This window comes from Sphingomonas sp. JC676 (genome assembly GCF_014489075.1).
Taxonomy (GTDB): Bacteria; Pseudomonadota; Alphaproteobacteria; order Sphingomonadales; family Sphingomonadaceae; genus Sphingomonas.
Window position 1 is genome coordinate 667,992 of sequence record NZ_JACTGR010000001.1, and the last position, 14,370, is coordinate 682,361.

A 14,370-nucleotide genomic window follows, 5' to 3' on the forward strand; every position below is an offset into this window, starting at 1 on the left:
TCAGGCTCCAACCATGCTGTGCAGGGGCGGGGGCTTACCGCCGGGCGCTGCAAAGTCAGACACGAAAATGGACGCTTCATCACCGCAGTGGACGACAAAGCTGTCGTCCGCGCGCCCGATTACTTGGCCGGGCAGCGCATGGTGGCTGGCTCGGTTTTCCTGTCGTTCGGCCGACCAGATCGTCACGCGCCGATCGCCGTCGCCGGCAAAGGCGCCCGGATAGGGGCGCCCGACCGCGCGGACCAGCCGTTCCACGTCCGCCGCCGTACGAGTCCAGTCGATCCTGCCATCGTCCGGTCGTCGGCGCGCGGCCCAGGTCGCGAAAATCTCGTCCTGCGGCTCGCCCGCGCGATCGCCGGCGAATAGCCTCGGCAGGGTGTCGACCAGCAGATCGCCCAGCGCTGCCATGTGCTTGGCGTAAAGCGAGCCGGCTGTCTCATCGGGCGCGACGTGCATGTACCGCTGCGCCACGATGGGCCCGCTGTCCGTTCCTTCGTCGATCCAGAAGAGCGTCGACGCCGTGATCTTCTCGTCGAGCAGGATGGTCCAAGGGATGACGCCCCGGCCTCGCAGCCGGGGCAACGCCGCCGGATGGTAGCCCAGGACCCACCCTCGCGCGGCATTGCGAAAGGCGTCGCCGCACAATTGCGACCAGCCGATCACGAAGGTGATGTCGGGGGCGAGCGCGTTCATCTGCGACAGGAACTCGTCGCTGTTGATATTGGGCACGTACAGGAGCGGGGCCTTCGCAACAGCCGCCGGTTCGGTAAGATCGACGAAATCCGAATGCCGGTGTGCGAGATGCGGCGGCAATGTTGCGATCGCCGCCAGGGTCCAGCCCGGCGAGCACGAGATCGCGTCTGCCGCGATCCGGGTGCTCTCAACGGCGCCGATCAAGAGTGCCCGCATAGCCCCGCTCGATATTGAGAGTGTTGATGCGCTCACCGCCGACCAGCATCGCCACAGTCCGGACCAGGATCTCGAGATCCAGCCGGACGCTGCGATGTTCGATGTACCAGAGGTCGAGCGCGAGCTTGTCCTTGTCGCTCAGGAGCGCGTTCCCGTTGACTTGCGCCCACCCAGTGAGCCCGGGTTTGACCTTGCCCCGCGCCGTGCCGCCTTCGCCCAGGTCAACCACGGTTTCCGGCAGCAAAGGCCGCGGGCCGACAAGGTTCATCTGGCCCCGGATGACGTTCCAGAGGCCAGGCAATTCGTCCAGCCGCGCGCGGCGAAGCACGCGACTGGTGGCGGTGAGGCGCGCCGCGTCAGGCAGTGGTCGCCCCTCGATATCGTTCGCAGTCCGCATGGTGCGAAATTTTGCCAGCACGAAGACGCGCCCCCCGGCGCCTGCCCGGTGCTGCCTGAACAGGATCGGCGTGCCCAATGTCGACAGCACGACCACCGCGACGATCGCCATGAGAGGCAGCGTCCCCAGCGCGGCCAGGGCGGCGATAGAGACCTGCAACGGCGCGAAATCGCCGATTGCGCGGCGCGGTCGATTAGTTCTGGGGCCGTCCCTGTCCTTGTCCAGTCCCATTACGGCGAGGAGGTGCGCATTGACCAGGGTGACGTCGAAGCGCCGGCATGCCGTTTCCCGCGCGCGGCCGCCCATTCGGGTGGTAAGCTCGGGGCTTTCAATGAAGCGAACCATCGCCTCGGCCAGCGCCGGTGCATCGCGGGGTGGTACGAGAAATCCGTCCCGACCGTGCGTAACGGCATCCCTGCAGCCCGGAGTGTCGGTCGTGATCACGGGATTGCCGCACGCCATCGCCTCGAGGATCGTCCGCGGCAGGCCTTCACGATAATAGGTCGGCAATACGAACACGCTGGCGTCTGCGAGGTGCGGCAGGACGTTTCGCGTTTCGCCGAGATACTCGATGTCACCCACGGCCTCCCAGTCGCGGATCTCGGCGAGCGTGATGCCCGTCGGATTGGTATCGAGCGGTCCGAGGATGCGGAAGCGGGAATCCGGGAAGCGCGCGCGCACCAGTCTCGCGGCCTCGACGAATTCGAGCAGGCCCTTATCGCGCATCAGCCGCGCGATCATCAGGAAGGCCGGCGGGCCGCCGGTTGCGGGGGAGGGGCTGAACCTGGCGATGTCGACGCCGGAGCCGGCGACCTGCACCACATTGTGGTTCGGCCGCAGGATATCATGGCGGCGCATCTCGGCATCGTCGTCCCGGTTGAACACGATGACCGCCGACGCACGCGCGATGGCGATGCGGTAGAGCAGCGAAACCAGGCGGCGCAGCAGAGCGTGGCGCAGACCGGGGATGTCGCTGTAGACATGGCCCAGGCCGCTTACCATCGCGTGGAAACGCGCCTGTCCGCCCGCGATCCTGGTCGCCAGCCCGCCATAGATGATCGGCTTCTGGGTATAAGCGAGGACCACCTCCGGCACCTCGGTTCGGATCAGACGAACCAGGCGGCGCAGGGTGGCGAGATCCCGGAGCGGGTTGACGCCGGTACGGTCCATTGGAATCCGGCGATATCGCGCGCCCATCGCCGAAAGCGCGGCGGCGGTTTCCGGATCGTCGTCGGGCGCGCACGCGACGACCTCATGTCCCTCCGCGATGATGGCGGAGATCAGCGCCCCCCGGAAATTGATCAGTGAATAGGAGAGGCTGGCGAGGATGATGACCTTCATGCCGGCCGGGCCCCCGCGCCGCGCACATCGGGTCCGCTCCGGTCTATGGTCGGTGCGAATGTCTGATCGAGCACGGCGGCGTACAGGCGACGATATTGCAGCACGACCTGACGAAGCTCGAACAGGGTAACGACGCGTTCCCGCGCGGCGGCACCCATGCTCGCCCGTCCGGCTTCACCGAGTGCCGTGATTAGGCCCAGGGCCGCGGCCATCGCTTCAACGTTGCGCGCGGGCACAGTCAGCCCGGTTTCGCCAAGGATCGACCTGCAATCGCCGATATCGGTAGCGACGCAGGGAATGCCACAGGCCATCGCCTCGCCGAGGATGTTGGGAAAGGCCTCGCCCCATGCCGACGACAAGGCGAGGATGTCGATGCCCGGCAGCCAATCGGCGACGTCGGTACGCTCACTTGCCAGCGTCACGCAGTCCTCCGGCAGAGACTCGGCGATAAGCTTGGCAAGCGCTGGTGGAGGATTGTCCAGACCCGTGCCCACCATCAGCAGATGCAGTTTGCACCCGGCGGCGCGTGCACGGGCGACGGCGCCGACAAGCATCGCGTGGTCCTTCATCGGGTGAAGGCGCGCGACGAGCGCGACGACGATGGCATCTTCGGGGATGCCGAACAGCGTCCGCAAATAGGCGCGCCGATCCCGGTCGGGCCGGTAGTGATCGCAGTCGAACCCATTGGGGATGTAGGTCGCACGACCGCTCGCAAAGCCGATCGCTTCATGCTCGCGAGCCGCCGCTTGGGAGTTGTAGATAATCGCCGCGACGGAGCGCGACATGCGCGCGCTCAGGGCCAGAAGACGCCGGGTCGTTCGTGTCTCTAGCAGGGGGTCGCTGAGGGAATGGCGGACGTTCCAGACTACCGGCACGTGCGGTCCCTGGGCAAAGCCGGCGACGCTTGCGGCGAAATTGCCGTGATACATCCATCCCTGGATCACGTCCGGGCTTACCCGAGCGGTGACGCGCAGCAATCGAACCACCCCGAGCGGCCCAACCAGCCCGCGCCGCATGTTCAAGGAATAGACCGGGCATCCGGCCTCGCGCAGCGCGGGCAGCATGACGCCCGGCCGCATCAGCGACATCACGCTGGAAGCATTGCGATCGCAGCCCGCGCCGGCCTCGATGAGCTTGACCAGCATCGCCTGCGCGCCGCCCATGTCGAGGCTGGTCGTGATATGCTCGACCGCGATCGGCGGACGCGTGGCGTGCAGCATCTTCATGCCAGGCTCTCGCGGTAGATGGCGGCGATTGCCTGAACATGACGGTAGATGCCGAAGCGCGCGCGCGCCTCGTCCCGTGCACGCTTCGGCATCGAATGAACGTGGCCGCTGTCGCGCATCAATTGCTCGATCCGCGCCGCAAATTCCGCGGGCTGGTCCGGCGGCGCCGGGATGCCGGTTTCGGTGTCTCGGAGCGCGGTATCGAACGGGCTGAACACGACCGAGCTTTTCCGGTTTGCGGAAAGAAAGCCGGGTGACGGCGTGGCAAAACGGGAAACGCAGATCATACGGTGCGCCGGGAACGGTGCGAGGTACCGCAACCCTCTCGCACGGGGGTTGCCGCGACGGTGCCAGATGTGGCGCGCCCCGGTGAGACGCGCGGGTCCGCTTGGCTGGCCGGGCGTTGCGGTCCATTGGTAGGAGGCGGCGAACAGCACCCTTGGGCCGCCAGGCTCGACTGCGGAAATTGGTGCGGTTTCCCCCCGCCGTTCGGCCGTTGGTATCGCTGTACTACTCATGCGGTTACCGTGCCCCTGCGTCTCCGGACTCAAGCCGGTTGCAGGAAATCTACGCGGGCGTGGGGCAGGGCGGGCTTGCTAATCCGGCCATCCCCTTATGGGGTATGCAGAAGCGCCGGCGTGGCCTTGTTCTCGAAGTGATCGCGGCGGCGAGACGCTATAGCTAGTCCATTGCGCTGATCTTGCGCCGGGAGCCCCCCCAATCGACCAGCCTTGCTGTCCGAAAGGTCAGAACCTTCTGGTCGACTTCCGTACGATTCTGAACCGCTTAAGATACAGGAATAAGCGAAGGGTCGTCACCGATCTGGCACCAAAAATGCCAGTGCGGTTAGGAGAATATGCTTGAAAACATAATTATGATCCATGGGTGGAGCTTAATAATGTCAAAATATACTAAGCTTACTCAAGCATTGCCTTCCGGCCATTCGACAGTAATTTTCCTGATTGACGCGCTCGTATCTTCGATAAGCCTTCCCATCGCACTGATACTTCGCGTTGGAAGCGGGCGTGCTGACGAGATTCTCAATGAGGTTCCATTTTCGGCGCCTCTGTTCCTTGTCGTTGCAATGGCGACATTCTGGACAATGAGGACATATCGTCGGCTCTGGCGCTTCGTGTCGGTCGGCGATTTGGTCGAGATCGCCAAGGGTACGACCCTGGCGATCTCAGTTTATCTCCTTCTGCTGCTCCTGACCGGTCACCTCGCATGGATGCCGCGGTCGATCCCTGCGATACTGTGGCTCGTCCAGATCGCGATGATGGGTGGTGCGCGCGTCATTCGCCGCCTGGTTGCGGAGTATCTGAGCGGCGCCGTTAATCCACCACAACCAATCCTCTCTCCGGTTGGTCGTTCGCGCCGGGTGCTGCTTGTCGGATCGAGCGACCGGGTAGAACGACTGCTGCGCTACATCGAGCGCGAAGGCGACACCGGACTCCACCCGATCGGCATTCTAGATACGGTCGGCGTCCGCGGCACGATGCAGGTACGTGGCGTTCCGATCCTTGGCTCAACATGCGAATTGAGCAGGGTCGTCGAGCGACTGGAGGCAAGCGATCAGCGGCCCCAATGCCTGTTGTTCGCCAGCCATCCCGACCAGCTTCGCGGCAGCGCGACCGTGGGTATCGCGGCCGAGGCGCAGAGTCTGAACCTCGACGTAGCGTACCTTCCCGGTCTTATCACCTACAGGCCGAACTCGAGCGAGAAGCTCGATCTGCGCTTCATCGACATTGCCGAGTTGCTCGGTCGACCGCAGATCGGGCTCGACAGCAAGTCCCTCCAAGCTGCGATCCACGGACGTCGCGTGCTGGTGACAGGCGCGGGTGGCACCATCGGCCGAGAGTTGGTCCGGCAGATCGCGGCCTTCGAACCCGAGCGTCTCATCCTTCTCGATGCGTGCGAGTTCAACCTTTACGAAATCGACCTCGAGATGTGCGAGAACCACCCGCGCGTGTCGCGTACGCCGGTCCTCTGTTCGATCCGTCAGCGTGAACAACTGATGCGCGTCTTCGCAGAACATCGGCCGGAACTGGTTTTCCACGCCGCAGCTTTGAAGCACGTGCCCTTGGTCGAGGAGCATCCGACGGCCGGCGTGCAGACGAACATACTCGGCACCCGGAATGTCGCCGATGCGGTCATGCGCTACGGCGCGCTGGCGATGGTGCAGGTCTCGACGGACAAGGCAGTCAATCCAGTCGGTTTCATGGGGGTGACCAAGCGCCTGGGCGAGCTTTACTGCCAGGCGTTGGACTTGGCCGGTGTCGACACGGTCGACGCACCACGGTTCATGACCGTCCGGTTCGGCAACGTGCTGGGATCGAGTGGATCGCTCATCCCGTTGTTCCAGCGACAGCTTAGTCGCGGTGGCCCGTTGACGGTGACCCACAAGGATATCGAACGGTTCTTCATGACCGTCCACGAGGCCGTGCAACTGGTGCTCCATAGCGCGGCGCGCGGCTTGTACAATGAGGATAGCCGCGGGCGGATCCACGTGCTCGACATGGGGGCGCCGGTCCGCATCATGGACGTGGCGCGGCGTATGATCCGTCTCGCCGGGCTTGAGCCGGACCTCGACGTCAATATCGAGATCGTCGGCCTCCGCCCCGGCGAAAAGCTCTTCGAAGAACTCTTCGACAGCAAGGAAAAACAATTCCCGTCGGGCATGCAGGGCGTCTTCGAAGCCGTGTCTCACGTTGTGCCGCTTCCCATCCTACAGCGCGCCTTCGACCAGCTGGAGGCTGCTGCCAACCGCGGCGACGACGCGGCCTGCCGCACCACCGCTCGGGCCCTGCTGTCGCGCGAAGCGACCCCGGCTCGGCGTCGCAGCGAACCCCAGATCGAGCGACCCCAACTGGTCGCCCACCTCGGCTAACCGGGAGGAGCTCTTGCCGAACACCAACATAAGCAAGGTAGCCGTTCTGAAGCCGGACATGCGCCCCCGCGCGAGGGTTGCTCCGATACCGGTCGACGCGAAGCCGATCCGCTCGACCTGGCCGACCTATGCCGAGGACGAGATTGCGGAGGTTGCCGACATCCTCCGGTCTGGCCGCGTCAACGCGCTGCATCATGGCGAACGGTGTCGCGCTTTCGAAGCGGCCTTCGCCGCGCGTTGCGAACGAACACACGCCATCGCGGTGGCCAACGGCACCCTGGCACTCGAACTAGCATTGCGCGCCCTGGGAGTCGGTGCGGGCGACGAGGTGATCGTTCCGGCACGCAGTTTCGTGGCGAGCGCCAGTTGCGTCGTGACGGTCGGTGCCACGCCGATCTTCGCCGATGTCGATCCTGACAGTCAGACGGTCAACGCTGCCACGATCGCAGCGGCGTTCACCCCGCGGACCCGCGCAATCATCGTCGTGCACTTGGCTGGCTGGCCGGCACCGATGGACGAGATCATGACCCTGGCCGATGCGTTGGGCCTCGCCGTGGTGGAGGACTGCGCCCAGGCGCACGGCGCGATGTGGAACGGGCATCCGGTCGGGAGTTTCGGGGATGCTGCGGCGTTCTCCTTCTGCACCGACAAGATCATCTCGACGGGAGGCGAAGGCGGGCTGCTCGTCGTGCGGGACAGCGAAGTCTGGAAATGTGCGTGGGCGTTCAAGGATCACGGCAAATCGCCTCCAGAGGAGCCTGCGCCGCCGAATAATGGGCGATTCCGCTGGCTTCACCAATCGGTCGGCAGCAATTACCGCATGACCGAGATGCAGGCCGGCATCGGTCTGCTGCAGCTCGGCAAGCTGGATCGCTGGATCGCGGACAGGAACCGCAACGCAGCGATCCTCAACCGCCATCTCGTCGCGTTGCCCGCCATTCGTACCGCGCAGCCGGCACCCTCCACCCTTCATGCCTATTACAAATATTACGCATTCATCCGGCCTGATCGGCTGCGGCAAGGTTGGTCTCGAGATCGGATCGTGGGCACGCTGATTGCCTGCGGCATTCCCGCGGGAACCGGAAGCTGCCCCGAAATCTATCGCGAGGAGGCCTTTGTCGGTACTCCGTCTGCACCACTGGCGCGGCTGCGCGTTTCGAAGATGCTGGGCGAGACAAGCCTGATGCTCCCTTGCGATCAGACACTTGGCGTCGCGGATGTCGAGCGAATGGCGCGGACCATCGTGTCGGTCATCTCGAAAGCTAGTTATTGACCGGGGACAGACATGACGCAGCGGCACCTTCCGCAATTCCTGATCATCGGAGCGGTAAAGGCGGCGACGACCTGGATCGCGGATCAGCTTCGCGCCCGTGACGATGTGTTCCTGCCCGGACCCGAGCCGCACTATTTCAGCCGCGCCTATGATCGCGGCGAGAATTGGTACGCATCGCTATTCGCCGAAGCGCGTATTGGCCAACTGATTGGAGAGAAATCCGCCGACTATCTCGCGGACGGCGAGGCCCCCGTGCGGACCGCTGCGCTCCTGCCCAATGCGATGCTGATCGCACAGCTTCGCAACCCCGTCGATCGTGCCTATTCCGATTATTGCATGCACTTTAGACGGGGCTATGTCGGGGGCGACGTGGAACGGTATCTCGGTGCGAGACCCGAGACCCCGCGCTTCCTGCAAAGCGGGCTCTACGCCCGTCACATCGCTCGGTGGCGTGATCATTTCCCAGAGAATCGCCTGAAAATCATTCTCTATGACGATATTCGCGCCGAGCCCGAGCGTGTCCTGGCCGATATATGTCATACGCTGCACCTGCCGCCGGCGATCGATGCGGAACTCATCGGACGACGCAGCAATGACAGCGAGGCGCCGCTGGTGCCCCGGCCGCTGCGCCGCCTGCCGCAATCGGTCAAGAATCTGGTTGCGCCGCTCCGTGGCAATCCGGCGTTCGAAGCGACGCGCCGGCTCTTCGCCCGCCCGGTCGAGTATCCGCTCCTGACCGCCGACCTGCGCATGCGGCTGAAAGATTATTATGCGGATGATGTTGCACAACTGGAGCGTCTTCTCGGGCGAGACCTGAGCGCCTGGAGCGACGCGGCGCGACCGGGCCGATGACGGCCTCACCTGCCAAGCCGCTTTACTTCGCCAACGCGCCGCCGTCGAACGCTCGCGTGTACGGGTCGATCGGCGAGACGATAGTGCTCCTCGCGGCGTTCCTGGCGCCGTACACAACATGGCGCGTGATGGCGGGCATTCTGTTTACGGCCAGCGATGCGCTTTTCTGCCTGGGAGCGCTGTTCTACTTCGCCGGACGGCGGCTGAGTTTTCGACCGCTCGGCGACCTGACGCCGATCTGGTTCTTCGGGCTCGCCATGCTCCTTATAGGCCTGTTGATCGGCAGCGTAGCCAATGGAGATCCGGCGCGATGGATCGTCGTCGGTGCGCAATATGCCTTCGCATTTGCGCTGGTTCCGATCCTGATGATCGCGGTCACGCGCGAAACGGCGATCCGCCAGGCCAAGGCGGTACTCGCCGGCGTCGTGGTCATGGAGTTGTTTGGAATCAGCGTCTATTATTACCTGGCCGGTTCTTACGAGGCGGCAAAGCGCTTCGGCCCGGAGTTCATCACGGGCGAGCATCGTCTCGGCGCATTCATGGCGGATGCGAATTGGAATGCCGCGGTCATCGCGATGACGGTCCCGCTGGTTTTCTACCTCCAGCGCACACGCCGTATCGGCTCGGTGATTGGTGTCGTGTCGCTCGCCATTCTGTTGGTCGCGCTGTTGTTCACCGGCTCCTTCACCGGATTCACCGCAACGGTGGTAAGCGTCGGGCTGTTCTTTCTGATCTGCGGGAATTGGCGCTCGCTCCAGTTGATACTGGCACTTGTCGCGATCAGCTCCGCCATCGTTGTCTCGGGCGTAGCGCTCCCATCCGCCTTCGAGAAACGCGTCGTCGGAGCGTTGCAGAATCAGGATTTGAACCAGGCCGGCACCTATTCGGGCAGGCTCAATCTGGTGAAGGAGGCCTGGACGATCATCGATGAAACCAGCGTGGTCGGGATCGGCGTCGACCAGTATCGGGAGGTCAGCCGCACGCGCGCGCCCGTGCACAACATATTCCTTTTGCTCTGGGCCGAAGGCGGCCTGTTGGCGATGTTCGGCTGGATCACGATGATGTTGGTCCCCATCGCGCTGGGGATCAGGATGTTGGCGCGCGACCGGCTCGCCGCCGGGCTTGGGCTGGCCGTTTTCGCGTCGTTCTTCATGTTCTCGATGGCTGCCCCGCACATGTATTCACGCAGCTGGGGCGTTCCGCTGTTCGCCTCCATGGCTCTCATCCTGGCGCCCGCACTGCGCGCGCGCCGCCCCGGCGTACCTCCTTTGGACACGCCGCCGACCCGAATGGCCCGGCCCGGCTTGGGGTAAAGAGCGTAGTCTGTATCGGGTTCTTGCAGCGTTATAGGGGGACGACCCGATGCCTCGACGGATTTTGGCAGCCGCGCTGCTGTCGCTCGGTGGCTGCGCCAGCAGCGTCGCACAACTTCCGGCAGTGGAGACTGTCTCCGATCAGACGTATCGGCTTGGCCCAGGCGATGAAATACGGGTCATGGTGTACGGCTTCGACTCGATGACCAACGCCTATACGGTCAGCGACGCCGGCACGATTTCCCTGCCGCTCATTTCGACCCTCGAAGTCGAAGGATTGTCTACCGCCGAGCTGGAGACGGCGATCGGTGGGGAGTTGCGGACTCGCGATCTCGCTCCCCGGCCCAGCGTCAGCGTCCAGGTGCAGAAATTCCGGCCCTTCTACATCTTGGGCGAGGTGCAGCGACCCGGCCAATATCCCTATGTTCCCGGCATGACGGTCCTGACGGCCGTGTCGATCGCCGGTGGCTATACTTTCCGTGCGAACAAGCACGATACCGAACTCGTCCGGACCCGTAAGCGCGTTTCATACAGGGCACGAGCCAGTGCCGATGCACGGGTTCTGCCCGGCGACACGCTCATGGTGCCGGAAGCATGGTTCTGAGAAGCGCACGGTCGCGGCGGAATTTGGACCACCGGTCCTGCCGTCGCGGCGTGGCGACACCGCTCGTCTATCTGCTGGCATGCATCGCCGCGATGCCCGTCGCGGCGCAAGATCAGCCGCGCCCCTTGTCGCCGCTCGACCTGCCCCGGCCAGGCTATGAGCCGCGGCCGATCCTGATCGGGCAGACCGCGGTCAGGCTCGAGGTCGAGGCGTCGGCGCTGTACGATTCCAATGTCTACGCCACCTCGACCAGGCCTCAGGATGACTTGATTGCCGTGGTGCGGCCGCGGGTGGAGGTCGATCGCAACTCCACCAACATGCGCCTCCACAGCGAGATCTATGCACAGATTCGCGAGCATACCTCCGTCGGGCGCGAGAGTGCGGCGAGCTACGGCGCCGCGGCGTCGGCCGAACTCGTTCCGGGTCTCCGACAGACGCTGTCGCTTGCCGCTCGGTACGATCACGCGATCGAAAGCCGCGCCGATCCCGAGACACGACGCAACCTCAACCAGCCACCCCGCCGGATCGATATATTGGGAGGCGATCTCGGCTATGGCTTTCGTGGCGCCCAGATCGGGCTGTCGCTCAATGGCGGATACCAGCAATTCTTCTACCGCGACGCGGGCGAGCGGGACCGCAACCTACGGATTTATCGGGGCTCGGCCGGCATCGCATGGAAGCCGTCGGCGCCGATCTCGCTCTTCGTCGAAGGTTTCGCGACGCGTCGGGACTTCATCACGAGCGTCGACATCAACGGCATCAATCGCGACGCGACGACGCTGGGCGTGCTGGCCGGCGTCAGCCGCGACGTGTCGAGCAAGTTGCGGGGGCGGCTCGGCGTCGGCGTCTTCCGGTTTGATCCGGACGATCCGGCGCTGTCGGGCTTCACGGGTTTCGCCGCGAATGGCCAGCTGACCTGGTCTCCACGCCCACGAACGGCGCTGACCGCGCAGGTTTCGCGCGGGGATGTGGCGACCGTGCGCTCCGGCGCCACCAATCGCACGGACACGCAGATCGGGCTGCGCATCGATCAGGAGGCGCGGCACAATTTCCTGCTCTCGGCCGAGATTTCGTGGCTCGACACCCAGTATCGCGGGATCGTTCCCCGCAGTCAGCAGACATTCCAGCTACGCGGCGAAGCGCGCTATCTTGCCAATCGCGTCCTGGCCCCGTTCGTTGCGGTCGGATTTGCGCGTCGCGACGCAGATCTCGTTACTGACCGGTTCACCCGCGCGACTGTCGAGTTGGGCGTACGAATCCGGTTTTGACGAGAAGGCGAAGGACATGACCCGTCTCAAGGCTCGCCGGACTATCCGGTTGGTTACCTGTCTCGCTGCCGGGGCGACGTTGGTCTCTGCCGTGGTTTTGGGTGCGGAGCGGCCGGCGCCCCTGCGCCCGGCATTCCCCGGAGCGGAGGGCTTTGGCCGGATGTCGCAGGGCGGGCGCGGCGGCCGCATCATCGCGGTGACCACGCTTGCGGATGCTGGCCCAGGGTCGCTTCGCGCCTGCATCGACGCGGCCGGCCCGCGGGTCTGTATCTTCCGCGTCGGAGGCGTCATCCGGTATACGACGATGCGCCCGGATATCCGCAACCCGTACCTGACGATTGCCGGGGAGACGGCGCCTGGCGGTGGGATCCTGATTACTCATGCGGGGGGAAAGGGCGCGTTCACGCCGTTCGTCATCAAGAATACCCATGACGTGATCGTCCGAGATATTCGCGTGCGGCTCGATCGCTTCGGGGAACAACGGCGTGCCGACAGCGCCTTCATCATCGAGAGCAGCCGCAACGTCATTCTCGACCATGTCAGCGGTTCCTGGGCGCGTGACGAGAATTTCGGCGGCTATGCGGGCAACGATGCCATCACCGTATCCTGGTCGATCTTCGCCGAGGGTGTCCCGCGCCACGACAAATGCGCGCTGCTGTCGAGCGACCCGACGGGGCCGCAGCGGCTGAGCTTCCTCCACAACCTCTGCGCGCACAATGGCGACCGCAACCCGGACGTCAACTTCCCGCCCGGCTCGTGCGTCGAGGTGGTCAACAACGTCCTCTACAACGCGCAGGTGCAGTTCACCGAAATCTGGGAAAGCTATGGGGGAACGCCGGTGAACCTTGTCGGCAACTACTATCGCCGCGGCCCCAACACGCCGCGGCTCGCTTTCGGGATCGATCGGCCGCTGGTGGCCTCGACTGGTCCCGCGCGCATCTACAGCCACGACAATGTTGTCGACGGTAAAGGTATCATCATAGCGCCGGCGGCGCGCGAGGCGTTGGTCCCGGCCCCGGTCTGCCCGCTCACGGTGAAGCCGAGACCCGGCAAGAACACCTATGCGGCGGTGCTTGCCGGTGCGGGCGCATTTCCGCGCGATCAGGTCGATGCGCGGATCGTCGGCGAGGTGCGCGCGCGAACGGGGGCGATCGGCCGGCCCAATCGCGTGCTCCCACCGATCGCCAACGGCACGCCCTACAAGGACAGCGACGGCGACGGGATGTCGGATCGCTGGGAAATGGCGAACGGATGCGATCCGCGCCGCAATGATGCGTGGCAGGATGCCAATGGCAATGGCTGGGCCAATCTCGAAGAATTCCTGCATTATGCGCACAACCAGCGCATGGCGGGGCGTCAGCCGCTCTGAAGGACCGGCATTCGCAGGAACATCTCCTCGATCTCGGATCCGCCGCCCCAGCGCTCAACGACGTCAAGGGCTCCGTCATCGGCCATTCGGAACAGCGTGCCGCGATGCTCGGCATCGCCATGGGTACGCAACACCAGCAGCCAGGCTCCAGGCCCGCGCAGATAGGATCGCACATTGTCGACGGCGCGTTGCAGTTCCGCCGGCTCGAAATAATGGCGATTGAGAATGTTTGCGGCGCGGATCAGGTCGAAACCGCCCGTCAAAGCGGGGTTACGGATGGTGACGTCGTCCTCGATCAGCCGCATCGCATCCGATTGCGCCAGCCGCCGGCTGACGAGCGCGACGGGATCGCCGGTATGCGGGGAAGCGCCCAGCGCACGCGCAAGTGGCCCCAGGGTACGGTTCACGACCTTCTGGGCGACGGCCATCCCGGTCAGATAATCCAACCGGCGCGTCCAGGGACGCATCGCCCGCCCCAGTATCTCATATTGCAGAACATGGCCGGTCGGTTCGACCAGCGCCCGGCAACCCATCGGGAGATCGACGATCCGCGCGGCGAGCCCGCGGTCGGTCCCGGTCATCCTGACGGAACGACCCGATTGCGCGATCGCCTCCGCCAGCTCGGCGGTGGTGACGCCTGACGAGATGCCTAGATCGAGTACTGTGTCGATCCTGGCCGTTGCCCGATCGAGCCATTCGATCAGCGCGCGATCCATGACGCGCAGCCGGCCCTCGCCCGTCCGCTTGAAAGTGAAGTTGCCCGTGCGCAGCCCGCCGAAGAACCGCGCTTCGTCGCGTGCGGTCACGCTGCGGGGGTCTGCGGAGAAGAACTTGGATGCGGTTTGCACGGTTCGCCCATTGCCTGGTGAAGCGCCGAGGCCGCTCCGTCTGGAGCACCGGGATGATAGCAGCGGCGACAATCTTCGCCGCG

Annotated in this window: 12 protein-coding genes; 7 read left to right on the forward strand and 5 right to left on the reverse strand. The window is 64.6% G+C overall.

All coding sequences use genetic code 11. The features are described from left to right. The 4 genes from IAG41_RS03135 to IAG41_RS03150 are packed head-to-tail and all read right to left on the reverse strand — an operon-like array spanning position 1 to position 4,310. Positions 1 to 909, reverse strand: coding sequence for a methionyl-tRNA formyltransferase (locus IAG41_RS03135; protein WP_187727105.1), 909 nt, complete (start codon positions 907 to 909; stop codon positions 1 to 3). Then, positions 881 to 2,647 carry a sugar transferase gene (locus tag IAG41_RS03140; protein WP_187727106.1) on the reverse strand — a complete coding sequence of 589 codons (1,767 nt, stop codon included), beginning with the start codon at positions 2,645 to 2,647 and terminating at the stop codon, positions 881 to 883. The genes IAG41_RS03135 and IAG41_RS03140 overlap by 29 nt, the downstream gene beginning before the upstream one ends. After that, complete coding sequence (locus IAG41_RS03145; RefSeq protein ID WP_187727107.1) at positions 2,644 to 3,873, reverse strand: glycosyltransferase; 1,230 nt, start codon at positions 3,871 to 3,873, stop codon at positions 2,644 to 2,646. The genes IAG41_RS03140 and IAG41_RS03145 overlap by 4 nt, the downstream gene beginning before the upstream one ends. Continuing rightward, positions 3,870 to 4,310 carry a glycosyltransferase gene (locus tag IAG41_RS03150; protein ID WP_187727108.1) on the reverse strand — a complete coding sequence of 147 codons (441 nt, stop codon included), beginning with the start codon at positions 4,308 to 4,310 and terminating at the stop codon, positions 3,870 to 3,872. Before IAG41_RS03150 ends, IAG41_RS03145 begins: the two co-directional genes overlap by 4 nt. Before the next feature lie 461 nt (positions 4,311 to 4,771). Here IAG41_RS03150 and IAG41_RS03155 point away from each other — a divergent pair, with 461 nt between their 5' ends. From IAG41_RS03155 to IAG41_RS03185, 7 genes are all read left to right on the forward strand, one after another. Next, positions 4,772 to 6,760, forward strand: coding sequence for a nucleoside-diphosphate sugar epimerase/dehydratase (locus tag IAG41_RS03155; protein WP_187727109.1), 1,989 nt, complete (start codon positions 4,772 to 4,774; stop codon positions 6,758 to 6,760). 58 nt (positions 6,761 to 6,818) lie between these two features. Next, positions 6,819 to 8,033: a DegT/DnrJ/EryC1/StrS family aminotransferase gene (locus IAG41_RS03160; RefSeq protein ID WP_187727110.1), complete on the forward strand. Its 1,215-nt coding sequence runs from the start codon at positions 6,819 to 6,821 to the stop codon at positions 8,031 to 8,033. Positions 8,034 to 8,045: 12 nt separating this feature from the next. Continuing rightward, positions 8,046 to 8,885, forward strand: a complete 840-nt coding sequence (locus tag IAG41_RS03165) for a sulfotransferase family protein (RefSeq protein ID WP_187727111.1) — start codon at positions 8,046 to 8,048, stop codon at positions 8,883 to 8,885. Between the two features lie 83 nt (positions 8,886 to 8,968). Further along, positions 8,969 to 10,198 (forward strand): O-antigen ligase family protein, encoded by a 1,230-nt coding sequence (locus IAG41_RS23420; RefSeq protein WP_187727112.1) that lies wholly within the window; start codon positions 8,969 to 8,971, stop codon positions 10,196 to 10,198. 49 nt (positions 10,199 to 10,247) lie between these two features. Next, a complete protein-coding gene (locus tag IAG41_RS03175) occupies positions 10,248 to 10,802 on the forward strand; it encodes a polysaccharide biosynthesis/export family protein (protein WP_187727113.1) in 555 nt (184 codons plus the stop codon). A gap of 50 nt (positions 10,803 to 10,852) precedes the next feature. Further along, a complete protein-coding gene (locus tag IAG41_RS03180) occupies positions 10,853 to 12,070 on the forward strand; it encodes an outer membrane beta-barrel protein (RefSeq protein ID WP_187727114.1) in 1,218 nt (405 codons plus the stop codon). A 16-nt stretch (positions 12,071 to 12,086) separates the two neighbouring features. Continuing rightward, on the forward strand, positions 12,087 to 13,439 hold the full coding sequence (locus IAG41_RS03185; protein WP_262408432.1) for a pectate lyase: 1,353 nt from the start codon (positions 12,087 to 12,089) through the stop codon (positions 13,437 to 13,439). Here the strand turns inward: IAG41_RS03185 and IAG41_RS03190 are convergent. Continuing rightward, complete coding sequence (locus tag IAG41_RS03190) at positions 13,427 to 14,287, reverse strand: hypothetical protein (protein WP_187727115.1); 861 nt, start codon at positions 14,285 to 14,287, stop codon at positions 13,427 to 13,429. The genes IAG41_RS03185 and IAG41_RS03190 overlap by 13 nt on opposite strands. Positions 14,288 to 14,370 lie beyond the last annotated feature (83 nt).

Bases quoted from the DNA above. Each gene is read 5' to 3' on its own strand.
- IAG41_RS03145 (WP_187727107.1), bottom strand. From the start codon at position 3,873: ATGAAGATGCTGCACGCCACGCGTCCGCCGATCGCGGTCGAGCATATC.
- IAG41_RS03165 (WP_187727111.1), top strand. From the start codon at position 8,046: ATGACGCAGCGGCACCTTCCGCAATTCCTGATCATCGGAGCGGTAAAG.
- IAG41_RS03160 (WP_187727110.1), top strand. From the start codon at position 6,819: ATGCGCCCCCGCGCGAGGGTTGCTCCGATACCGGTCGACGCGAAGCCG.
- IAG41_RS03140 (WP_187727106.1), bottom strand. From the start codon at position 2,647: ATGAAGGTCATCATCCTCGCCAGCCTCTCCTATTCACTGATCAATTTC.
- IAG41_RS03155 (WP_187727109.1), top strand. From the start codon at position 4,772: ATGTCAAAATATACTAAGCTTACTCAAGCATTGCCTTCCGGCCATTCG.
- IAG41_RS03175 (WP_187727113.1), top strand. From the start codon at position 10,248: ATGCCTCGACGGATTTTGGCAGCCGCGCTGCTGTCGCTCGGTGGCTGC.
- IAG41_RS03135 (WP_187727105.1), bottom strand. From the start codon at position 909: ATGCGGGCACTCTTGATCGGCGCCGTTGAGAGCACCCGGATCGCGGCA.
- IAG41_RS03185 (WP_262408432.1), top strand. From the start codon at position 12,087: ATGACCCGTCTCAAGGCTCGCCGGACTATCCGGTTGGTTACCTGTCTC.